At 66.8% G+C, this 20655-nt stretch carries 19 protein-coding genes; 14 read left to right on the top strand and 5 right to left on the bottom strand.

Features of this window, described 5'->3' with window-relative positions; all coding sequences use genetic code 11:
- Positions 1-75: 75 nt before the first annotated feature.
- Entirely contained in the window at positions 76-867 is a 792-nt protein-coding gene (locus U858_RS0109405) for a deaminated glutathione amidase (protein WP_025136909.1), read from the bottom strand.
- A 186-nt stretch (positions 868-1053) separates the two neighbouring features.
- Between U858_RS0109405 and U858_RS0109400 the strand changes: the two genes are divergently transcribed.
- From U858_RS0109400 to U858_RS0109360, 9 genes are all read left to right on the top strand, one after another.
- The gene (locus tag U858_RS0109400; RefSeq protein ID WP_025136908.1) at positions 1054-2322 is read left to right on the top strand and encodes an amino acid deaminase; all 1269 of its coding nucleotides are present in this window, start codon (positions 1054-1056) and stop codon (positions 2320-2322) included.
- A gap of 118 nt (positions 2323-2440) precedes the next feature.
- Positions 2441-4000, top strand: a complete 1560-nt coding sequence (locus U858_RS0109395; RefSeq protein WP_029953681.1) for an ABC transporter substrate-binding protein — start codon at positions 2441-2443, stop codon at positions 3998-4000.
- A 94-nt stretch (positions 4001-4094) separates the two neighbouring features.
- Positions 4095-5036 (top strand): ABC transporter permease, encoded by a 942-nt coding sequence (locus tag U858_RS0109390; RefSeq protein ID WP_025136906.1) that lies wholly within the window; start codon positions 4095-4097, stop codon positions 5034-5036.
- Between the two features lies 1 nt (position 5037).
- Positions 5038-5907 (top strand): ABC transporter permease, encoded by an 870-nt coding sequence (locus tag U858_RS0109385; protein WP_025136905.1) that lies wholly within the window; start codon positions 5038-5040, stop codon positions 5905-5907.
- Between the two features lie 2 nt (positions 5908-5909).
- Positions 5910-6917 (top strand): ABC transporter ATP-binding protein, encoded by a 1008-nt coding sequence (locus U858_RS0109380; protein ID WP_025136904.1) that lies wholly within the window; start codon positions 5910-5912, stop codon positions 6915-6917.
- The gene (locus tag U858_RS0109375; RefSeq protein WP_025136903.1) at positions 6914-7915 is read left to right on the top strand and encodes an ABC transporter ATP-binding protein; all 1002 of its coding nucleotides are present in this window, start codon (positions 6914-6916) and stop codon (positions 7913-7915) included. Before U858_RS0109380 ends, U858_RS0109375 begins: the two co-directional genes overlap by 4 nt.
- Positions 7916-7950: 35 nt before the next feature.
- Positions 7951-8823, top strand: a complete 873-nt coding sequence (locus U858_RS0109370; RefSeq protein WP_025136902.1) for a MurR/RpiR family transcriptional regulator — start codon at positions 7951-7953, stop codon at positions 8821-8823.
- A gap of 14 nt (positions 8824-8837) precedes the next feature.
- Complete coding sequence (locus tag U858_RS0109365; protein ID WP_025136901.1) at positions 8838-10325, top strand: amidohydrolase family protein; 1488 nt, start codon at positions 8838-8840, stop codon at positions 10323-10325.
- A complete protein-coding gene (locus U858_RS0109360) occupies positions 10322-10753 on the top strand; it encodes a RidA family protein (protein ID WP_025136900.1) in 432 nt (143 codons plus the stop codon). The genes U858_RS0109365 and U858_RS0109360 overlap by 4 nt, the downstream gene beginning before the upstream one ends.
- A 438-nt stretch (positions 10754-11191) precedes the next feature.
- On the opposite strand, the gene lolA is transcribed toward U858_RS0109360, so the two are convergent.
- Positions 11192-11827, bottom strand: coding sequence for an outer membrane lipoprotein chaperone LolA (gene lolA, locus U858_RS0109355; RefSeq protein ID WP_025136899.1), 636 nt, complete (start codon positions 11825-11827; stop codon positions 11192-11194).
- Positions 11827-14205 carry a DNA translocase FtsK gene (locus U858_RS0109350; RefSeq protein ID WP_025136898.1) on the bottom strand — a complete coding sequence of 793 codons (2379 nt, stop codon included), beginning with the start codon at positions 14203-14205 and terminating at the stop codon, positions 11827-11829. Before U858_RS0109350 ends, lolA begins: the two co-directional genes overlap by 1 nt.
- A 42-nt stretch (positions 14206-14247) precedes the next feature.
- Here U858_RS0109350 and trxB point away from each other — a divergent pair, with 42 nt between their 5' ends.
- The 5 genes from trxB to U858_RS0109325 are packed head-to-tail and all read left to right on the top strand — an operon-like array spanning position 14248 to position 17979.
- Positions 14248-15207, top strand: coding sequence for a thioredoxin-disulfide reductase (gene trxB, locus U858_RS0109345; RefSeq protein ID WP_025136897.1), 960 nt, complete (start codon positions 14248-14250; stop codon positions 15205-15207).
- Positions 15194-15880, top strand: coding sequence for a Smr/MutS family protein (locus U858_RS0109340; RefSeq protein ID WP_025136896.1), 687 nt, complete (start codon positions 15194-15196; stop codon positions 15878-15880). Before trxB ends, U858_RS0109340 begins: the two co-directional genes overlap by 14 nt.
- Positions 15877-16206 carry a multidrug efflux SMR transporter gene (locus tag U858_RS0109335; protein WP_025136895.1) on the top strand — a complete coding sequence of 110 codons (330 nt, stop codon included), beginning with the start codon at positions 15877-15879 and terminating at the stop codon, positions 16204-16206. Before U858_RS0109340 ends, U858_RS0109335 begins: the two co-directional genes overlap by 4 nt.
- Positions 16203-16841: a hypothetical protein gene (locus tag U858_RS0109330; RefSeq protein WP_025136894.1), complete on the top strand. Its 639-nt coding sequence runs from the start codon at positions 16203-16205 to the stop codon at positions 16839-16841. Before U858_RS0109335 ends, U858_RS0109330 begins: the two co-directional genes overlap by 4 nt.
- A complete protein-coding gene (locus tag U858_RS0109325) occupies positions 16825-17979 on the top strand; it encodes a hypothetical protein (protein WP_025136893.1) in 1155 nt (384 codons plus the stop codon). Before U858_RS0109330 ends, U858_RS0109325 begins: the two co-directional genes overlap by 17 nt.
- On the opposite strand, the gene U858_RS0109320 is transcribed toward U858_RS0109325, so the two are convergent.
- Together U858_RS0109320 and U858_RS0109315 are read right to left on the bottom strand one after the other, a co-directional pair.
- The gene (locus U858_RS0109320; protein ID WP_025136892.1) at positions 17976-20063 is read right to left on the bottom strand and encodes a sodium:solute symporter family protein; all 2088 of its coding nucleotides are present in this window, start codon (positions 20061-20063) and stop codon (positions 17976-17978) included. The genes U858_RS0109325 and U858_RS0109320 overlap by 4 nt on opposite strands.
- Positions 20063-20341: a DUF4212 domain-containing protein gene (locus U858_RS0109315; RefSeq protein WP_025136891.1), complete on the bottom strand. Its 279-nt coding sequence runs from the start codon at positions 20339-20341 to the stop codon at positions 20063-20065. The genes U858_RS0109320 and U858_RS0109315 overlap by 1 nt, the downstream gene beginning before the upstream one ends.
- Positions 20342-20655: the final 314 nt, after the last annotated feature.

The following is a 20655-nucleotide window of genomic DNA, read 5'->3' as shown; positions in this document are numbered from 1 at the left end:
GGCCCTGCTGCCGATTTCAGCGTGGCGCTGCCCCTTGCCCAACCGCGCGGCCCGGCTTGCGGGCCGCGTCAGCCGTCAGGCCAGTTCAGGCGCCGCGAAACGGCGGTTGGCCAGCACCGGCAGCACCTTGCGGGCATGCGCCAGGCGCTCGGGGTCGATGTCCGCGAACACCAGGGCCGGCGCCTCGCCGGCCTGGGCCGTGACCACGCCCAAGGGGTCCACCACCATGCTGCAGCCGATATTGCGTTCGCCGCATTCGCCGGTGGCCGCGATGTAGCAGGTGTTTTCCAGCGCGCGGGCCGTGACCAGAACCTCCCAGTGCTTTTCCTTGAGCGGGCCGCGCACCCAGGCCGCCGGCAGCACCAGCAGGTCGGCGCCGTCCAGCGCCAGGCGGCGCGCCAGTTCCGGGAAGCGCACGTCGTAGCAGGTCATCAGGCCGATCTTCAGGCCGCCGAGTTCGAGCAGCGGCGGGATGTCGTTACCCGGCGTGACGTTGGTGGATTCCTTCATGGTGAAGGCGTCGTACAGATGCAGTTTGCGGTACTGCGACACGATGCGGCCGTCCTGGATCGTGACCAGCGTGTTCCAGACGCGGCCTTCGCCGGTGGGCACGTGCACGCACATCATGGTCGCCAGGTCCGAACCCCGGCTGGCCTCGAGCAGGCGCGTCATGAAGGGGCCGTCCAGCGGCTGGGCGGCCTTCAGGACGATCTGGGGATCGGTGATATCGCGCGCCAGGATGCCTTCGGGCAGCACCAGCAGGCCGGCGCCGCCCTCACGGGCGCGCCGCATGAGATCGACACAGACCTGGGCATTTTCTTCCCAGACGCGGCTGACGGCGAACTGGCCCAAAGCGACTTTCAGCATGACTCTTCCTTGTGTGGGGCGGCGGGCGCGCAGGCCCGCGAATTCCTCGGCGAATTGCCTATTGTCGCGCCAACCGGTCCGACCTGCCGCCTACGGGTAACTCCCAACTGCCGCTTGTAAATTCTTTTCACGATAATGAAAAAAAACGGATTTGCCGTAAATATTTTCCATAAACAGGCGCCCACCATGCCCCATTCCTCCTCCCCCGCAGCCCCTCTGGACGTCAACGGCAAAGGCCTGGGCGCCTTCCCCGAGGCCTGTACGACCGCCGACGTGGCGGCGCTGAACTGGAACCTGCTGGCCGAAGACGTCAGCCTGCCCGTGGCGGTGCTGTACGAGGCCCGGGTGCGGCACAACCTGCAATGGATGCAGCGCTTCATGGAAGCGTATCGCGTCAAGCTGGCGCCGCACGGCAAGACCACCATGAGCCCGGCGCTGTTCAAGCGCCAGATCGACAACGGCGCCTGGGGCATCACGCTGGCGACCGCCCCGCAGGTGGCCGCCGCCTATCAGCACGGCATCCGCCGGGTGCTGATGGCCAACCAGCTGGTCGGCCGCGCCAACATGGCCTTGATCGCCAAGCTGCTGCGCGACCCCGCCTTCACCTTTTTCTGCATCGTCGACTCTGCCGCCAACGCCGCCCAGCTGGGCCGCTATTTCGGCGAGCAAGGGCTGGTGCTGCCCGTGCTGATCGAACTGGGCCCCACGGGCGGGCGCACCGGCGTGCGCGACGACGCGCAACTGCAGGCCGTGGTCGACGAAATCGGCCGCTGGCCCGGCCTGGCCCTGGCCGGCATCGAAGTCTACGAAGGCGTGCTGCAGGAAGAGGCCGCCATCCGCGCGTTCCTGCGCCGTGCCACCGACGCGCTGCGTGGCCTGGCCACCGCCGGCCGCCTGCGCAAGCACGGCCCGGCGCTGATCTCCGGCGCCGGTTCGGCCTGGTTTGACGTGGTGGCCGAGGAATTCTCGCAGCTGGACATCGGCGCGCCGCTGGAAATCGTGCTGCGCCCGGGTTGCTACCTGTCCCATGACGTGGGCGTCTACCGCTCGGCGGCCGAACGCATCAACGCCCACAACCCCGTGGCCCACAGGATGGAGCCGGGCCTGCAGCCCGCGCTGCAAGTCTGGGCCTACGTGCAATCGCTGCCCGAGCCGGGCCGCGCCATCGTGGCCATGGGCAAGCGCGACGCGGCCTTCGACGCCGGCCTGCCGACGCCGTCACTGCACTACCGCCCCGGCCAGGCCGCCCCGCAAGGCGCGCCCGCGCAATGGAAGCTGACCGCCATGATGGACCAGCACGCCTTCATGCAGATCGGCGAGGCCGACGACATCCAGGTCGGCGACATGATCGCCTTCGACATTTCCCATCCCTGCCTGACGTTCGACAAGTGGCGCCAGGTGCTGCTGGTGGACGAGCAGTACCGCGTCACCGACGTGGCCGAGACCTTCTTCTGAACGCCCCCAGCCTGACGCCTTAGCGCCAGGCCCCGAGGGGGCACGAGAAGACTTGGGGAACCCGGCGCCTTTTCCGAATTACGCGACAACCTGTTTTTGACCCTCTGGAGAGAGAATCATGAACTTCCGTACCTCCCGGCGAGGCGGTGGGCTGAAGAGCCTGCTCGCGGCCGGCGCAATTGGCTTGACCGCATTGTCGACCCCCGCCCTCTGTGCCACGCCGGTCAAGGGAGGCACGATTTCGGTGGCCACCATCGGTGAGCCGCCGACGCTGGACCCGATGAGCAGCACCGCCGACCTGGTGGGCATCCTGACCCAGCATTTCTTCGAAACGCTGTACACCTTCGACGCCAAGTGGAACCTGACCCCGCTGCTGGCCGACAAGATGCCCGACGTGACGCCGGACGGCCTGGTCTACACGATTGCCCTGCGCCAGGGCATCACGTTCCATGACGGTTCCAAGATGGATTCGTCCGACGTGCTGGCCTCGCTCAAGCGCTGGACCGAGACCGCCACGCGCGGCAAGATGGCCGCCAAGGTCATCGCCAACATCGAAGCGCCCGACGCCAACACGATCCGCATCACGCTCAAGCAGCCCTATGCGCCGCTGACCGCGCTGCTGGCCATGAACAACGCTGCCGCCGTGATCATGCCCAAGGGCAAGATCGCCCCGGTGCTGACCGAGATCGTCGGCACCGGCCCCTACCAGCTCAAGGCGCGCGTGCCGGACCAGTACATCCAGCTGACGCGCTTCGAAGGCTACAAGCAGCGCGAAGGCGAGCCCGACGGCTACGGCGGCGCCCGCAAGCAATACCTCGACGAAATCCGCTTCGTGCCGGTGGGCAACGCCAACACGCGTTCCGAAGCCGCCGCCGCGGGCCAGTTCGACTATGTCGACTCGCTGCCGGTCGAAGCGCTGGACAAGCTCAAGGGCGGCCGTTCCGACCCGGTGATGCTCAAACCGTTCGGCTGGCCCCGCCTGGTGCTCAACACCAAGCAAGGCATCATGTCCAACCTGGCGGTGCGCCAGGCCGTGCAGCTGGCGCTGAACGAAGAAGACATGCTGTACGCCGCCTTCGGCAACAAAGAGTTCTACAAGCTCAACGGCGACCTGTATCCGGAAGGCTACCCCTGGGCCACGTCGCTGGGCGGCAAGGTCTACAACAAGGCCGACACCGCTGCCGCCAAGAAGCTGCTGGACGGCGCCAACCTGCAAGACAAGAAGATCCGCATCCTGACCAGCCAGCAGTACGAGTTCCACTACAAGATGGCGCTGGTGGCCGCGGAATACCTGAAGGCCGCCGGCTTCACGGTGGACATGCAGGTAGTGGACTGGGCCACGCTGACCCAGCGCCGCCAGGACCCCGCCGTGTGGGACATCTTCATTACCCATAGCGTGTTCCTGCCCGAACCGGCGTTGATCGACTTCCCGTCCAAGGACGCGCCGGGCTGGTGGGACACGCCGCGCCGCGCGCAGGTGATGGACGCCTTCAACCAGGCCCGCACCCAGGAAGAACGCGTCAAGCGCTGGGCCGACGTGCAGCAGGCCGTGTACGACGAAATCCCCTTCGTGAAGGTGGGTGATTTCAACGCCCAGGCCGCCCGCTCGCCGTCTCTGCAAGGCGTCAAGCCCGCGCCGTGGCCGTACTTCTGGAACGCCTGGAAGTCGGCGAAGTAACCGCCGCCCCCGCAAGCCAGGCCCCGGGATGGGCCGACACCGGCCCATCCCGCCCGGCGCCTGCCGTCCGCGCACTGATCTTTAGGATTCCACTGTGTTGCGTTATCTCTTGAACCGGCTGATCGGGCTGGTGGCCGTGATGTTCATCGTCGCGACCATCGTGTTCGTGATCATCCGCGTCACGCCCGGCAACCCCGCGGCCGTGATGCTCGGGCCCCAGGCCAGCCAGGCGGACATCGCCGCGCTGGAACATCAACTGGGGCTGGACCGCCCCCTGCCCGTGCAGTACGTCTCGTGGCTGGGCAAGCTGGTGCAGGGCGACCTGGGCCAGTCCATCTTCATGAACAAGCCGGTGCTGTCGGCGCTGGCCGATCGCGCAGAACCGACGCTGCTGCTGACGCTGATGTCGCTGCTGATCGCCACCGCGATCGCATTGCCGGTGGGCATCCTGTCGGCGGTCAAGCGCGGCACCACGCTGGACCAGTCGGTGCTGTCGTTCTCGATGTTCACGTCCAGCGTGCCCAGTTTCTGGCTGGGCCTGCTGCTGATGCAGCTGTTCTCGGTGAAGCTGGGCTGGCTGCCGGTGTCCGGCTATGGCGGCCCCGATGCTTCGCTGGCAACCCGCGTGTCGCACCTGATCCTGCCCGCCGTGGTGCTGGGCCTGGTCAATTCCGCGCTGATCACCCGCTTCATCCGCGCCAGCATGTTGGACGTGCTGCGTGACGACTACGTGCGCACCGCCCGGGCCAAGGGCCTGCCGGAAAGCAAGGTCATCCTGAAGCACGCCGTGCGCAACGCGCTGATCCCGATCCTGACGGTGCTGGGCTTGACGACTGCCCTGCTGATCAGCGGCGCCGTGGTGACCGAAACCGTGTTCGGCCTGCCTGGCGTAGGCAGCCTGGTGGTGTCGGCCGTGCTGCGCCGCGACTACCCCGTCATCCAGGGCGCGCTACTGATCATTGCCGCGATCTACGTCCTGATCAATCTGTTCATCGACCTGCTCTACCTGCTGGTCGACCCCCGGGTGCGTTACTAATATGGCCATCGCAACTTCCCCCACTTCCGGCGTCGACCGCTGGCAGGTCCTGCGCCTGCTGGTGGCGCGCAAGACGGTGCTGATCAGCCTGATCGTCATCGTCGTGCTGGTGGCCGCCGCGCTGCTGGCCCCCTGGGTCAGTCCGTTCGATCCCTACAAACTGTCGATCATGAACCGGCTCAAGGCGCCCAGCGCCACCCACTGGTTCGGCACCGACGACTTCGGTCGCGACGTGTTCAGCCGCGTCATCCACGGCGGCCGGCTGTCGCTGATGGTGGGCTTCTCGGTGGTGATCCTGTCCAGCGTGCTGGGCATTGCCCTGGGCCTGATCGCGGGCTTTTTCCGGTCGGCCGACAAGTTCGTGTCGCGCCTGATCGACGCCATGATGGCCTTCCCGGACATCCTGCTGGCCATCTCGCTGGTGGCCGCGCTGGGGCCGTCGCTGGTGAACGTGGTGATCGCGCTGGGCATCGTCTACACGCCGCGCCTGGCCCGCATCGTGCGCGCCTCGACGCTGGTGATCCGCGAACTGCCGTTCGTGGAAGCCGCCCGCGCGCTGGGCGTCAGCACCTGGCGCATCGTCACCGTGCACGTGCTGCGCAACCTGCTGTCGCCCATTCTGGTGCAGGGCACCTTCATCTTCGCCTACGCGATCCTGGCCGAAGCCGGCCTGTCGTTCCTGGGCGTGGGCGTCTCACCCGACATTCCCACCTGGGGCACCATGATCAACGCCGGCCAGCAGTACATGGGTTCGGCCGACTGGATCATGATCTTCCCCGGCATCGCCATTGTCCTGTCCGTGCTGTCGCTGCAACTGGTTGGCGACGGATTGCGCGACGTCCTCGACCCGCGCCTGCGCAAGGAGCTGTAATCATGACCGCAAGCACCCGAGACGTCGTGCTGTCGGTGGAAGGCCTGAAAACCTGGTTCCACAGCCGCGACGGCATCGCCAAATCGGTGGACGGCGTCACCTTCGACCTGGCCCGCGGCGAAACGCTGGCCATCGTCGGCGAATCCGGTTCCGGCAAGTCCGTGACCAGCCTGTCGATCATGGGCCTGTTGCCCAAGCCGGCCGGCCGCATCGAGGCAGGCAAGATCCGCTTTCGCGACCGCCGTGGCCAGGAACATGACCTGGCCCACGCGTCGGCCTCGACCTTGCGCCGCATCCGCGGCGCCGAGATCGCGATGATCTTCCAGGAACCCATGACCAGCCTGAATCCGCTGTACACGGTGGGCGACCAGATCGCCGAGGCCGTGCTGCAGCACGAAGGCGGTTCGCACGCGGCGGCCATGAAGCGCGCCCGCGAGATGCTGGACCGCGTCGAGATTCCGGCGGCCGACCGGCGCGTGAACGAGTATCCGCACCAGATGTCGGGCGGCATGCGCCAACGCGTCATGATCGCGCTGGCGCTGGCCTGCAACCCGGCCGTGCTGATCGCCGACGAGCCCACCACCGCGCTGGACGTGACGGTGCAGGCGCAGATCCTGGACCTGCTGCGCCGCCTGCAGGCCGAGATGAACATGAGCATCCTGTTCATCACGCACAACCTGGGCGTGGTGGCCGAGATCGCGCATCGCGTGGCCGTGATGTACGCCGGCCGCGTAGTCGAGGACGCCGGGGTCTACGACCTGTTCGAAAAGCCTACCCACCCCTATACCCGCGGCCTCTTGTCCTGCCTGCCGACCGCGGCGCTGCTGGCCTCCGGCGAGCGCCTGCGCGCCATTCCGGGCAACGTGCCCAGCGTGCTGTCGCTGCCAGCCGGCTGTACGTTCGCGCCGCGCTGCGAGCTGGCTGACGACAATTGCCTGCGCGCCGTGCCCGACCTGGTGACGGTGCAAGACCAGCACCGCGCCCGCTGCATCAAGGTGACCCCGCTATGACCGTAAGCCCCCAGCCCATTCGCGCTGCCGATCCGCTGGTGCGCATCGAGGACCTGAAGGTCCATTTCCCCACGTCGCAGGCCCGCAACGCCCCGGTGGTACGGGCCGTGGACGGCGTCAGCTTCGACGTGCCGCGCAACACCATCGTCGGCCTGGTGGGAGAATCCGGCTCCGGCAAGACCACCACCGGCCGCGCCCTGCTGCGCCTGTTCGCGCCCACCGCCGGCCGCCTGCTGTTCGATGGCCAGGACATCACGCACCTGTCCGAAAAGCAGATGCTGCCCTGGCGCCGCCGCATGCAGATCGTGTTCCAGGACCCCTACGCCAGCCTGAACCCGCGCATGACGGTCGCCGAGATTCTGGGCGAAGCGCTGGACACGCACCGCCTGGCCCAGACCCGCCGCGACGCACGCATCGGCGAATTGCTCGAACGCGTCGGCCTGAACGCCGACCACAGCCGCCGCTATCCGCACGAGTTCTCGGGCGGCCAGCGCCAGCGCATCGGCATTGCCCGTGCGCTGGCGGTGGAACCGGACTTCATCGTGGCCGACGAGCCCGTATCGGCCCTGGACGTGTCGGTGCAGGCGCAGGTGCTGAACCTGCTGCAGGACCTGCAGCGCGACCTGGGCCTGACCATGCTGTTCGTGGCGCACGACCTGGCCGTGGTCGACTACCTGTGCGACGAAGTGGTGGTGATGTACCTGGGCCGCGTGATGGAACGCGGCCCGACCAGCGAGGTCTATGCCCGGCCGCGCCATCCCTACACCCGCGCGCTGCTGTCGGCCGCGCCGGTGCCGGATCCGCGTGCACCGCGTTCGCGTATTCTGCTCAAGGGCGACATCCCCAGCCCGGTCAACCCGCCTTCCGGATGCGTATTCCGCACCCGCTGCCCGCACGCCATCGAGGCCTGCGCCACGATCGAGGCACGCGACGTCAGCGTCGGCCCGGGCCATTTCGTGGCCTGCTCGCGCATCGGCGACCCCGAGCTGGCCGCGTAAGGGCGCGAGCCCCCGACTTGATCCAGGAACACCACATGAACATCATCCGCGACATCGTCTTCCAGATCCGCAGCCGCCGGGACGACCTGAGCGTGACCGAACGCAAGGTGGCCGACGCCATCCTGGACAACATCATCTGGAGCGCCAGCGCCACCGTCGACCAGCTTGCGGCCAAGGCCGGCGTCAGCATCGCCACGATCTCGCGTTTTGCCCGCACCGTCGGCTGCGACGACACCCGCGACCTGAAGATGAAGCTGGCCCAGGCCAGCACCGTGGGCAGCCGCTTCCTGGACCAGAACGCCCCGGCCGAGGAAAGCACGTTCTACGCACGCATCTACGCCGACATCGAAAGCACGCTACGCGCGCACCTGCCGACCTTCACCGAGCCGCTGTTCGAAGCCGCCGCATCGATCGTCGACGGCGCCCGCATGATCTATGTATTCGGCATGGGCGGCGCGTCCGCCGTACTGGCGCAGGAAGTGCAGTCGCGCCTGGTGCGCCTGGGCTATCCCATTGCCGTCTACAGCGACGCCGTGCTGCTGCGCATGGTCGCCGCCACGCTGGACGAGCGCGACGCCGTGCTGGTCCTGTCGGCCTCGGGTCTGACCCCGGAAATCGTCGGCGCCGCCCGCATCGTCAAGCAATACCGCGCGCGCCTGGTCGCCATCACCGACGCGACCTCCGAGCTGGCCAAGCTTGCCGACGTGGTGCTGCCGATCCGCACGGACGAAACCGACTTCATCTACAAACCCTCGGCGTCGCGCTACGCGATGATGCTGGCCATCGACCTGTTGTCCACCGAACTGGCCATGCTGAACCAAGAAGAGAACCGCGAACGCCTGCGCCGCATCAAGCTGGCGCTGGACGAGCACCGCGGCGGCCCCAACCGGCTGCCGCTGGGCGATTGAACCTGGAAACCATGATGTACGACACCCTCATAGGCAACGTCCGCGTCCTCGACGGCTCGGGCGGCGCCGACTACGTCGCCAGCGTCGCGCTGGCCGACGGCCGTATCGCCGCCATCGGCGAGCTGCCCGGCGCCACGGCGCGCCAGGTCATCGACGGCAGCGGCCTGGCGCTGGCCCCCGGCTTCATCGACGTCCACACCCACGACGACACCAACGTCATCCGCACCCCGGGCATGCTGCCCAAGCTGTCGCAAGGCGTGACCACGGTGGTGGTGGGCAACTGCGGCATCAGCGCCTCGCCCGTCTCGCTGCGCGGCGACCCGCCCGATCCGATGAACCTGCTGGGGCAGCGCGACGACTTTGCCTATCCCACCTTTGCCGCCTACACCCGCGCCATCGAAGCCGCACAACCGGCGGTGAACGTCGCCGCGCTGGTGGGCCACACCGCCCTGCGCAACAACCACATGGACCGCCTGGACCGCGCCGCCACCCGCGACGAAGTCCTGGCCATGCGCGAACAGTTGCGCGACGCCCTGGCACACGGCGCCATCGGCCTGAGCACCGGCCTGGCCTATGGCTCGGCCATCGAAGCCGACACCGCCGAGGTCAAGCTGCTGGCCGAAGCCCTGGACGAATTCGGCGCGCTCTACACCACCCACCTGCGCTCGGAATTCGCCGCCATCCTGGAAGCCATGCAAGAGGCCTTCGACATCGCCCTGCACGCCCGCGTGCCGGTGGTGGTGTCGCACCTGAAATGCGCCGGCGCCGGCAACTGGGGCCGCACCAAGGAAGTGCTGTTCAAGCTGGAAAACGCCGGCCGCCTGCAACACGTCGGCTGCGACTGCTACCCCTATTCCGCCAGCTCGTCCACGCTGGACCTCAAGCAGGTCACCGACGAATTCGACATCGACATCACCTGGTCCGTGCCGCACCCCGAACAGGCCCGCCGCAAACTCGCCGCCGTCGCCGCCGACTGGGGCGTCAGCCTGCTCGAAGCCGCCCAGCGCCTGCAACCGGCCGGCGCGGTCTATCACAACATGCACGAAGACGACGTGCGCCGCGTACTGTCGCACCGCCTGACCATGGTCGGCTCAGACGGCCTGCCCAACGACCCCATGCCGCACCCACGCCTGTGGGGCGCCTTTCCCCGCGTGCTCGGCCACTACAGCCGCGACGTCGGCCTGTTCCCCCTGGCCGAAGCCGTGCACAAGATGACCGGCCTGTCCGCCGCCCGCTTCGGCCTGGCCGAACGCGGCCTGATCCGCCAAGGCTTTCACGCCGACCTCGTGCTCTTCAACCCCGACACCGTCATCGACCGCGCCACCTTCGCCGCCCCCGTCCAGACCGCCGCCGGCATCGAGGCCGTCTGGGTCAACGGCGCCCTGTCCTATCACCAGGGCCAGCCCACCGGCGACCGCGCCGGCCGCTGGCTGCCTCGCAACGGCGACCTGCGCGCCAGCTTCGCCGCGTCCACCCCTTCTTCCACCCAGGAGCCCACATGAGCAACGCCCCCACCCCCGACAACAACGGCATCACCCGCTACGGCGTCGCCGGCGGCACCGGCCAAGGCGGCTCCCACATGCCCTTCGCCCGCGCCGTCGCCGCCGACGGCTGGCTCTACGTCTCGGGCCAGGTCCCCATGGAAAACGGCGAAGTCATCGAAGGCGGCACCGTCGCCCAATGCCACAAAGCCATCCAGCAAGTCCTGGCCATCCTGAAAGAAGCCGGCTACGGCCCCGAACACGTCATCCGCTGCGGCGTCTGGCTGGACGACGCCCGCGACTTCCCGTCGTTCAACAAGGTGTTCAAGGAATACTTCGGCAACAACCCGCCCGCACGCGCCTGCGTGCAGTCCCCCCTGATGGTGGACGCCAAGGTAGAAATTGATTGTGTAGCGTACAAACGCCCCCACGCCGCGCTCACTGCGTGAGCTTGCTGCCCCCCAAGGGGGCTGCGCGGCCGGGCGACTATCCTAGCGTGGCACCTCGGAAAGACACTGCGCAAGCGCGCAGCGCCAACGCCACGACGCAGCACACTGCCGAAGCCCCAAAAGGCCGCCCGCGCGGCCGGCCTGGGGCAAGCGACGCAAACCCCTCCCCATCCCCCGGCCTGACAACGCCCCAATTCTCCGAAGACGTAGCCCGTCACGGGTTGGGCGCAGGGGTGCGCGCCGTTAGATGCGCCCGAGGGAATTCGAAGGGAGCCGCAGGCGGACGAGAATGACGAAGGGGAAGTCCGGAGCGAAGGCTCCGGACCGCAATCGTAGGCGCGCACCCCTGCGCCCAACCCGTGACGGGCGGCCTACAAAGAAGCCCCGTCACCGACAATCAATCAGGCCGCGCCCAGTCGCGCGCAGCGACAAACCAGATCACATCTTGACGACATCAACGCCCTTAGGCGCCACAAACTGGAACTCTTTATCCGCCAGCTTAGGATTAGGCACAATCCCGGAAAGATCCACCCGCGTCGTCTGCCCAAAAGAATCCAGCAATTCGACTCGAACCGGCAGATTGTCCTTCATCCCGATATCCACCCGCGAAAACCCCGCATCCGCGGTCCGCGGCTTGGCCCGCAGCCAATCGACGCCATCCTTGGAAGGCAACGCAGACACATCGAACGACTGCTCCAGCGACCCCGACCCGAACAGGATCGCGGCCGGCGACGTGCCGATCGCCGCATCCACCTTGCGCTCGGTCACCTGCGCCAGATCCGGATCGAACTGGAACACCTGACGGCCGTCCGAAATCACCAGCTGTTCATACGGCTTTTGCACCGCCCACTTGAACTTCCCCGGCCGCTGGAACGAGAACACCCCCGTCTGCGCCGGCTGCGTACGCCCTTGCGTATTCACCGTGTACTGCGAAAAAGACCCCGTTGCCGCCGTCACCGTGCTGACGAACGAGCGCAACTGCTCTTGCGCGCTGGCCGCCACGGCCGAAACCGGAACCAGCGCGGGAGCCACGCAAAAAGCCAGGGCGGCGGCCAGGCCGCGAAACGTCTTCATCATGCTTCCTCTCGAGCGGCGGCGGCAGGAACCAGGATTTCCCGGTTGCCATTGGACTGCATCGCCGACACCATACCCGATTGTTCCATCTGCTCGAGTAACCGCGCCGCACGGTTGTAACCAATGCGCAAATGGCGCTGCACCAGCGAGATCGAGGCGCGGCGGTGCTTGAGCACCACCTCGCAGGCTTGGTCGTACATCGGGTCGGACTCGGCGTCGCCGCCGATGCCCGTGACGCTGCTGGCGCCTTCGCCGCCGTCGCCATCCAGCCCGCCTTCCAGCAGACCTTCGATGTAGTTCGGTTCGCCCTGCGCCTTCAGGCTTTCGACCACCCGGTGCACTTCATCGTCGCTGACGAAAGCGCCGTGCACACGTACCGGCAGCCCCGTGCCCGGCGGCATGTACAGCATGTCACCCTGGCCCAGCAGCGTTTCAGCGCCCATCTGGTCAAGAATGGTGCGCGAATCGATCTTGGACGACACCTGGAACGCAATGCGGGTCGGGATGTTGGCCTTGATCAGGCCGGTGATCACGTCCACGCTCGGGCGCTGCGTCGCCAGGATCAAATGGATGCCGGCCGCGCGCGCCTTCTGGGCCAGGCGGGCGATCAGTTCTTCGATCTTCTTGCCCACCACCATCATCAGGTCGGCCAGCTCGTCGATGACCACCACGATGGTGGGCAGCGGCGCCAGCGGCTCGGGCTGGTCGGGCGTCAGCGAAAACGGATTGGGAATCGGCTCTTCGCGCTTGATCGCGTCGCGGATCTTGGTGTTGTAGCCGGCCAGGTTGCGCACGCCCATCTTGCTCATCAGGCGGTAGCGTTTTTCCATTTCGCCCACGCACCAGTTCAGCGCGTTGGCGGCCTGGCGCATGTCGGTGACCACCGGGGCCAACAGGTGCGGAATGCCTTCGTAGACGCTCATTTCGAGCATCTTCGGGTCGATCAGGATCACGCGCGTGTGGGAGGCGTCGGCCTTGTAGAGCAGCGACAGGATCATGGCGTTGATCCCGACGGACTTGCCCGAGCCGGTCGTGCCCGCCACCAGCAGGTGGGGCATCTTGGCCAGGTCGGCCACCACCGGGTTGCCGGCAATGTCCTTGCCCAGCGCCATGGTCACGACCGAATGGCTGGCGTGATAGGTCTGCGACCCCAGGATCTCGGACAGCCGGACCATCTGGCGGCGCGGATTGGGCAGTTCCAGGCCCATCAGGTTCTTGCCCGGAATGGTTTCCACCACCCGGATGCTGACCAGGCTGAGCGCCCGGGCCAGGTCCTTGGCCAGGTTGACGATCTGGCTGCCCTTCACGCCGGTGGCCGGTTCGATTTCGTAGCGCGTGATCACCGGGCCGGCCTGCGCCGCCACCACGGTGACGGACACGCCGAAGTCGGCCAGCTTCTTTTCGATCAGGCGCGAGGTGAATTCGATGGTCTCGGCCGACACGGTTTCCTGGTTGGCCAGCGGGGGGTCCAGCAGGCTGATCGCCGGCAGGTCGCCTTCGCCGCCCGAGGGCGCGAAGAACAGCGATTGCTGCTTTTCCTTTTCGACGCGCTCGGACTTGGGCACCACGGTGATAGCCGGTTCGATCCGCACCGGCTGCTCGTGGACCAGCTTTTCCTGCTTGGCCACGACCTGCTCGGTACGCACGGCCTTGGCCACTTCACCGACCTTGCGGTCTTCGCGGGCGGCGTAGGAATTGCGCACGCGGCGCACCATGCCTTCCATCCAGGAGCCCACGCGCTCGGCCACGGTCAGCCACGAGAACGAGAAGAACAGGCTCAGGCCGATCGCCAGCATGACCAGGAAGGCCAGGGTGCTGCCGGTAAAGCCGATGCTGCGGCTGGTCAGTTCGGCCAGGGTATGGCCGATGACGCCGCCAGCGCCGCTGGCGTTTTCCGAGGCGCCCGGCAGGTGGGTACCGCGACTGGCCAGACGCAGGGCTTCCATGCCCAGCGAACCGAACAACAGCAGAAAAAAGCCGATGCCCTCTTCCCAGTGGACGCGCGGCAACACTTCCGGTTGTTTACTATTGGTAACACGAAGATGGCTGGCCAGGCGGCGGTAGCCCGCCCGCACCCGGTGCAGCAGCAGGATGACCCACCACCAGGCGGAAAAACCGAAAAGATAGAGCAGGATGTCCGCCAGGTAGGCACCCAGCGTTCCACCCTTGTTGTGAATGGCGCCGGCGGGGACGGAATGCGACCAGCCAGGATCGGCGGCGCTCCAGGTGGCCAGCACCAGCGTGAGCCAGGCCGCCAGGGCGGCGAAGAGAATCCAGCGGGCCTCGCGCAGCAGCGCGGAGATACGCGTCTGCAGGGGCGATGGCCCGTTACGGGTGTTGCGCGAAGCGCGCGGAGAAGCAGTCGAGATACGCGGCATGCGGCTCATTATAATTGGGCGTTAACCTAAAGATACCCGCCCATGTCCACGCCTACGCACGCTAAAGTTTTGATACTCGGTTCCGGCCCTGCCGGTTACACGGCGGCCGTCTATGCGGCACGCGCCAACCTGAGCCCTGTTCTTGTTACAGGTCTGGCCCAAGGCGGCCAGCTCATGACCACCACGGACGTCGACAACTGGCCGGCCGACGCCGATGGCGTGCAGGGCCCGGACCTGATGCAGCGCTTCCAGAAGCACGCCGAACGCTTCAACACCGAAATGCTGTTCGACCACATCGCCAAGGTCGATCTGTCCAAGCGCCCGTTCACCCTCACGGGCGACACCGGCAAGATCTACACCTGCGACGCCCTCATCATCGCCACCGGCGCCTCGGCCAAGTACCTGGGCCTGCCCTCGGAAGAGGCCTTCATGGGCCGCGGCGTGTCCGGCTGCGCCACCTGCGACGGCTTCTTCTACCGCAACCAGGACGTGGTCGTGGTCGGCGGCGGCAATACCGCCGTCGAAGAAGCCCTGTACCTGTCCAACATCTGCCGCAAGGTCACCCTGATCCACCGCCGCGACAAGTTCCGTGCCGAGCCGATCCTGGTCGACAAGCTGATGAGCAAGGTCGAAAACGGCAACATGGAACTGAAAGTGTTCCACACGCTGGAAGAAGTGCTGGGCGACGACAGCGGCGTGACCGGCGTGCGAGTGCGACACGTCGATACCGGCGCCACCGAAGACCTGAAGGTCACCGGCGCGTTCATCGCCATCGGCCACCAGCCGAACACCGAGATCTTCCAGGGCCAGCTGGAAATGAAAGACGGCTACATCGTCACCAAGAGCGGCCTGTCCGGCATGGCCACCATGACCTCCGTTCCGGGCGTGTTTGCTGCCGGCGACGTGCAGGACCACGTCTACCGCCAGGCCATCACCAGCGCCGGCACGGGCTGCATGGCCGCCCTGGACGCACAACGGTGGTTGGAGAATGCGGGGCAGTAAGGTCGGCCAGGCCGACCTGAAACGCCTGAAGAAAGATCTTCAGGCCGAGCAAGAGCGCACCGCCCTCGCCCAGCGGGTGGCGGCGCTGAAAAAGCCCGCGGCTGCCGCGTCGCCGGATGCCGATCCGGCCGACGGCCTGGCCGCGTTTCGCCGCACCATGCAGTCGGTCAAGCCGATCAAGCATGCGCCTCGCGTCGAGCACAAGCCCGCGCCTGAACCCGCCCCGGCCCTGCGCCGCGCCAACGCCCTGGGCGAGACACCGCACCGCGCGGATGCCGGTGTTTCCGACGGCGGCGAGATCACGCATCTGCTGTCGGAAGGCGGCACGGCATTCGTGCGCAGCGACGCCGCCCCCGACACCGCACGCAACCTGCGCCGCGGCCAGTGGCGTGCCGGCGCCGAACTCGATCTGCATGGCCTGCGGGTCGAACAGGCGCGCCATGCCCTGCTGTCCTTCCTGGACGAATGCCAGGAACACGGCATCCGCTGCGTGCGCGTCGTGCATGGCAAGGGCTATGGCTCGGAAGGGCTGGAACCCGTGCTGAAAGACAAGGCGCGTACCTGGCTGGTGCAAAAGAACGAGGTGCTGGCGTTTTCCGAAGCCCCCGAACGCGAAGGCGGCGCCGGCGCCCTGCTGGTGCTGCTGCGCCAATCCGAAGGACCGCGCAAATGAAGTGGCTCTATCTGGGCATCGCCATCATCGCCGAGATCTTCGCCACCAGCGCGCTGAAAAGCTCCGACGGCTTTTCGCGCCTGGCCCCGTCGATCATCACGGTGTTCGGCTACATGATCTCGTTCTATTTCCTGTCGCTGACGCTGCGCGAAGTGCCCGTGGGCATCGCCTACGCCATCTGGTCGGGCGTGGGCATCGTGCTGATCTCCATCGTCGGCGCGGTGTTCTTCAAGCAGCACCTGGACACCCCCGCGCTGATCGGCATCGGCCTGATCATCGCCGGCGTGGTGGTCATGAACGTCTTTTCCAAATCCGTCTCCCATTGACCGCCGGCGCCTACCGGCAAGCCTGGCGCGGCTGGCTGGCCGCGTGGACCTGGCTGTGCCTGGGTTTGCTGCTGGCGGGCAATGCGCAGGCACAGGGTTTTGACCGCGCCGCCGAATTGCAGCGCTACCGCGCCTGGATGCAGCACTTCACCCAGGATCTGGACACGCTGGCCGCCGCACGCGCCGCACTGACCGAACCCCAGCTCGACGCGCTGTTCGCCCGCAGCGTGGTACCGGGATCGCGCGCCTCCGCCTTCATCCGCCAGGCCTTCACCCGCCCGGCGGGGGATCACGCCTACGTGCCCGTCCACGGCGCACAAAACGTCGTAGTGGCCGTCTTGAACAGCGCGATCCCTGCCGGCGAAGGCGGCCTCTACCCGGAAACAGAACCTGACCTGCAGGGCCAGGACCTGACCGTCTGGTATCTGCACGTGGATGTGGGCGACATGACCAACACCTATCTGGAATCGCCCGGGAACTTCACGCCGTACCGCCTGCCACCCGCCGGCAAGCTCGAGCGCAACGCCTTTCCTTTCGTGCTGATGGACACCCGCGGCGACACCTTGCGCCTGGGCGGCGTCAGCCGCGAACTGGCGGGCCTGATCGCCTATCTGCAACATGCCGCCGCGTACTGAGTCCTGGCCGCTGGCGCTGGCCGCGCTCTTGCTGCTGCCTGCGCTGATTGCCGTGCAAGCTGCCCCCCTGTGCCGCCCATTGGCGCAGGCAGACCGCGAGACCGTCGTCGCCGATATCGCGCTGGACGACACCCATACGCTGCTGGGCCTGGACGGTTCGCGCATCAAGACCTGGCGGCCGATGGTGGAAGTGGCCACGGGCCTGCGCGCCACGGCGTTCCCCTGGGCCGAACGCGTCGATTGGTCCGTCTACCGCGCGCCGGCCGGCGCGCGCATCGGCCGGACCGTGCTGCGCGTTGAGCGCGGCGCCGACGGCGCCCGGCACCTGTGCAGCATCGCCACCTATTCGGCCAATGCCGTCGCGCAAGCACTGGCCGCACCAGACGCCGCATTGCCCGCGCCCGACACCGAAACCCGGTTCCGCTACGACGGCGCGGGCCGGCTGAGCGGCTACGACGTACTGGCACGCCCCTGGAATGGCGCGAAGGTCCCGCCGGCGCGCCATTGCCTGCGCTACGATCCGCAAGGCTGGCTGGCCGAAACCGCCACCGGCGCGTGCGACGACCAGCCGCGGCCGCAAGCCCGTTACGTACATGACGCGGCCGGACGCTTGCTGCGCGTCATTTTCTATCTTGAAAGCAACGCCGCCGGCCAGGACCAGGCCCGCGAAGTCGTGGCCTACGATCAGCAAGGCCAACCCGCGCAGCGTTATCGCCGCCAAGCAATCCCTCTGGCCGACGAATCCACCGTGCTGGGGCCGCCGCATCGCGCCCTCGCCACGTCCAACGCCATCCTGGTGCTGGACGGGCCGGCATGGCGCTCTCCTGCCCTGGAGTCGTATCACTACGACTGGGCGATCGTGCAGTCGCAAGACGGCGAAGACGGCGCGCTGTATCAAGCCAAACGGAATCCGGCCGCCGTGCTGGCCAGCGGCAATAGCGGCGATGGCGGCGTTTTCAATATGACCGCCGCCCAGCGCCAGCGCATCTGGCAGGCCGCACGCCAGCAGCCCGGCAGCGTCCACTGGCTATGGGCGCCCGGCCAGATATCCACGTTGATCACTGCAATGCCCGCGCAAGCGTGGGCCGCCTGCGCCGATCCTTCGGACCGCCGCGCCGACGCCTGCGCGCCCCGCTAGCTGTTTTCGATCTGCGGCTTGGGCGCGCCCGGATTGCGCAGATAGTCCACCAGCGCCAGGGTGGCGCGGTCCGGCGGCGGGGTCAGCAGCGACACCACGATGATGGTCAGGAACGCCACCGGCGCGCCGAACACGCCCGCCGCGATCGGCTGGATGCCCCACCACAGATCCACCGGCTGCGTACGCGAAATGCCCAGCACCCATTCGCGCAGCCACGGGTGGGTGTGCGTCATGTAGGCGAAGGTCACCGCCAGCCCGGCCGCCATGCCCAGCGTGGCGCCCCATTTGTTGGCGCGGCGCCAGAACACGCCCATCACCAGCGCCGGAAAGAACGACGAGGCGGCGAACGAGAACGCCGCCGACACCATGAACAGGATGTCGGCCGGCTTGCGCGCCGCCACCCAGGCGGCGCCAAAGGCCACCACCAGCAAGAGGATCTTGGACACCATCACCCGACGCGCGGCCGACATGCGCGGGGACACCATCCGGTACCACATGTCGTGCGACAGGGAATTGGACAGCGTCAGCAACAGGCCATCGGCGGTGGACAATGCCGCGGCCAGCCCGCCTGCCGCCACCAGCGCGGAAATCACATAGGGCAGACCGCCGATTTCGGGCATGGCCAGCACCACCACGTCGGCGCCGATGCTGATTTCACTCAGTTGCACCACGCCGTCGCGGTTGATGTCGGTCACGTCCAGCAGATTGCTGTCGACCGCGCTCCAGGCATGCACCCAGTTGGGCAGGCTGAGGAAATTGGACCCCACCACCTGGGTATAGACCTCGTACTTGACCAGCAGCGCCAGGGCCGGCGCCATGAAGTACAGCAGCAGGATGAACAGCAGCGACCAGCACACCGACTTGCGCGCCTCGATCACCGAGGACGTGGTGTATGAGCGCATCAGGATGTGCGGCATGCCCGCCGTGCCCAGCATCAGGCACAGCACCAGCGCCAGGAAGTTGATGCGCATGTTGCGCCGCTCTTCTGGGTCCTTGGACGGAAATGGCTCGGCGTGCGGCGTCAACGGCGCGGCGCGCGCCTCGAAGGTCGCCTTGGCCTGGGACCAGGCAATCCGCGCTTCGTCGACATTGGGCGGAAACGCGGCCAGTTCCCGTTCGACCGAGCGGATCTCGACCATGGGCGCATCGCCCGCGTTCAGTTGCGCCAGGCGGCTGCGCAGCTTGTCTTTTTCCAGCGTCCAGGACTCGGGCAGGTCGCGCACCCGCTGCGCCATCTCGTCGGCACGTTCCTGCCACAGCCGGCGCACGTCGATCTCGGCCGGGTCGTTCTGCAGGTAGACCTCTTTTTCCGTCACCTGCTGCAGCACCACGCCGGCCGACAGCTGGGGAATGGGCATGTCGGTGTGCTTGATGGACAGCCACACCACCGGCACCAGGTACGCAATGACCAGGATGATGTACTGCCCCACCTGCGTCCACGTGACGGCGCGCATGCCGCCCAGGAACGAACAGACCAGCATGCCGCCCAGCGCCACGAAGATGCCCAGTTCGAACGAAATGCCCGTCATGCGGGTGGTGATGATGCCCACCCCGTAGATCTGCGCGACCAGGTAGGTGAACGAACAGAGAATGGCGCAGGCCACGCCCGCCAGCCGCGGCAGGTTGCCGCCATAGCGCGCGCCCATGAAATCGGGAATGGTGTATTGGCCGAAGCGCCGCAGGTAAGGCGCCAGCAGCATCGCCACCAGCACATAGCCGCCGGTCCAGCCCATGATGTAGGCAAGGCCGCCGTAGCCTGTCAGGTAGAGCGTACCCGCCACGCCGATGAACGAGGCCACCGACATCCAGTCGGCCGCGGTCGCCATGCCGTTGTAGATGGCCGGCACCCGCCGCCCCGCCACGTAGTATTCAACCTGGTCCGACGTGCGGCAGACGATGCCGATGCCCGCGTACAGGCTGACCGTGACCAAGAGGAACACATAGCCGATCCAGTTGCGCGGCAGGCCCAGGATCTCGGCCAGCGCCATCAGCAGGATCATCAGCGCAAAGCCCGCCGTGTACAGCACATAGATGCGGCGCAGCCGGATATTGAGTTCCTGTGGGGTGTCTCCGCCGAAAGGCATCAGCGGTTCCCCTTGGCCTCTTCGGCGCGGCGATCTTCGCGGTTCATGATCCGCGCGTACACCGCAATGATGACCAGGTAAGCCAGCGGCGCCCCATAGGCCGCCATCCAGAACGAGAACGGCCAGCCGATGAAGTCGAACGACAGGCTACGAGCGAAATAAGACGGAATGAAGGTCAGCGCGGCCCAGACGACCAGCAACAGCACGATCAGCCAGACGTTGCGGCGCCAATAGCGGGAGGGGACGGGCGTAGGGGAGGAAACGCGGGATTCGGGCATAGCTCTAGCGTAAGCAAGACCTGGCGAATATCGCGAAACGCGGCGCTAGAAAAACCCTGGGCGGATGAAATGCGGGATTTTTATGCGACAACGGCCGGCACTGCCTGGTGCCAGCCGTTGTGCGTTTTGCTTTTTTTGAGTACTGCTACTTTTTTATGTACCGGTGCCGCCGGTAATTGCCCATGCAGGGCTTTGTCTCCTCACCTGCATGGGAAGAGATTCTGCACCAGATGCGGGAATGCCACACTAGGGGAATGCCCTAATTCGGCGCATTCATTTACATATTACTTGCACCATATCAGTGCATTTTTGGC

It is taken from the genome of Achromobacter sp. DH1f (assembly GCF_000633435.1).
Taxonomy (GTDB): domain Bacteria; phylum Pseudomonadota; class Gammaproteobacteria; order Burkholderiales; family Burkholderiaceae_B; genus Achromobacter; species Achromobacter deleyi.
The sequence above is the reverse complement of the archived record's forward strand: the minus strand, read 5'-3'. Positions and strand labels throughout refer to the sequence as shown.

Excerpts from the sequence above, each read along its gene's own strand:
- U858_RS0109370 (WP_025136902.1), top strand. The coding sequence starts at position 7,951 with ATGAACATCATCCGCGACATCGTCTTCCAGATCCGCAGCCGCCGGGAC.
- U858_RS0109320 (WP_025136892.1), bottom strand. The coding sequence starts at position 20,063 with ATGCCTTTCGGCGGAGACACCCCACAGGAACTCAATATCCGGCTGCGC.
- U858_RS0109380 (WP_025136904.1), top strand. The coding sequence starts at position 5,910 with ATGACCGCAAGCACCCGAGACGTCGTGCTGTCGGTGGAAGGCCTGAAA.
- U858_RS0109340 (WP_025136896.1), top strand. The coding sequence starts at position 15,194 with ATGCGGGGCAGTAAGGTCGGCCAGGCCGACCTGAAACGCCTGAAGAAA.
- U858_RS0109360 (WP_025136900.1), top strand. The coding sequence starts at position 10,322 with ATGAGCAACGCCCCCACCCCCGACAACAACGGCATCACCCGCTACGGC.
- lolA (WP_025136899.1), bottom strand. The coding sequence starts at position 11,827 with ATGAAGACGTTTCGCGGCCTGGCCGCCGCCCTGGCTTTTTGCGTGGCT.
- U858_RS0109365 (WP_025136901.1), top strand. The coding sequence starts at position 8,838 with ATGTACGACACCCTCATAGGCAACGTCCGCGTCCTCGACGGCTCGGGC.
- U858_RS0109325 (WP_025136893.1), top strand. The coding sequence starts at position 16,825 with ATGCCGCCGCGTACTGAGTCCTGGCCGCTGGCGCTGGCCGCGCTCTTG.
- U858_RS0109395 (WP_029953681.1), top strand. The coding sequence starts at position 2,441 with ATGAACTTCCGTACCTCCCGGCGAGGCGGTGGGCTGAAGAGCCTGCTC.
- U858_RS0109385 (WP_025136905.1), top strand. The coding sequence starts at position 5,038 with ATGGCCATCGCAACTTCCCCCACTTCCGGCGTCGACCGCTGGCAGGTC.
- U858_RS0109400 (WP_025136908.1), top strand. The coding sequence starts at position 1,054 with ATGCCCCATTCCTCCTCCCCCGCAGCCCCTCTGGACGTCAACGGCAAA.
- U858_RS0109405 (WP_025136909.1), bottom strand. The coding sequence starts at position 867 with ATGCTGAAAGTCGCTTTGGGCCAGTTCGCCGTCAGCCGCGTCTGGGAA.
- trxB (WP_025136897.1), top strand. The coding sequence starts at position 14,248 with ATGTCCACGCCTACGCACGCTAAAGTTTTGATACTCGGTTCCGGCCCT.
- U858_RS0109375 (WP_025136903.1), top strand. The coding sequence starts at position 6,914 with ATGACCGTAAGCCCCCAGCCCATTCGCGCTGCCGATCCGCTGGTGCGC.
- U858_RS0109335 (WP_025136895.1), top strand. The coding sequence starts at position 15,877 with ATGAAGTGGCTCTATCTGGGCATCGCCATCATCGCCGAGATCTTCGCC.
- U858_RS0109315 (WP_025136891.1), bottom strand. The coding sequence starts at position 20,341 with ATGCCCGAATCCCGCGTTTCCTCCCCTACGCCCGTCCCCTCCCGCTAT.
- U858_RS0109350 (WP_025136898.1), bottom strand. The coding sequence starts at position 14,205 with ATGCCGCGTATCTCGACTGCTTCTCCGCGCGCTTCGCGCAACACCCGT.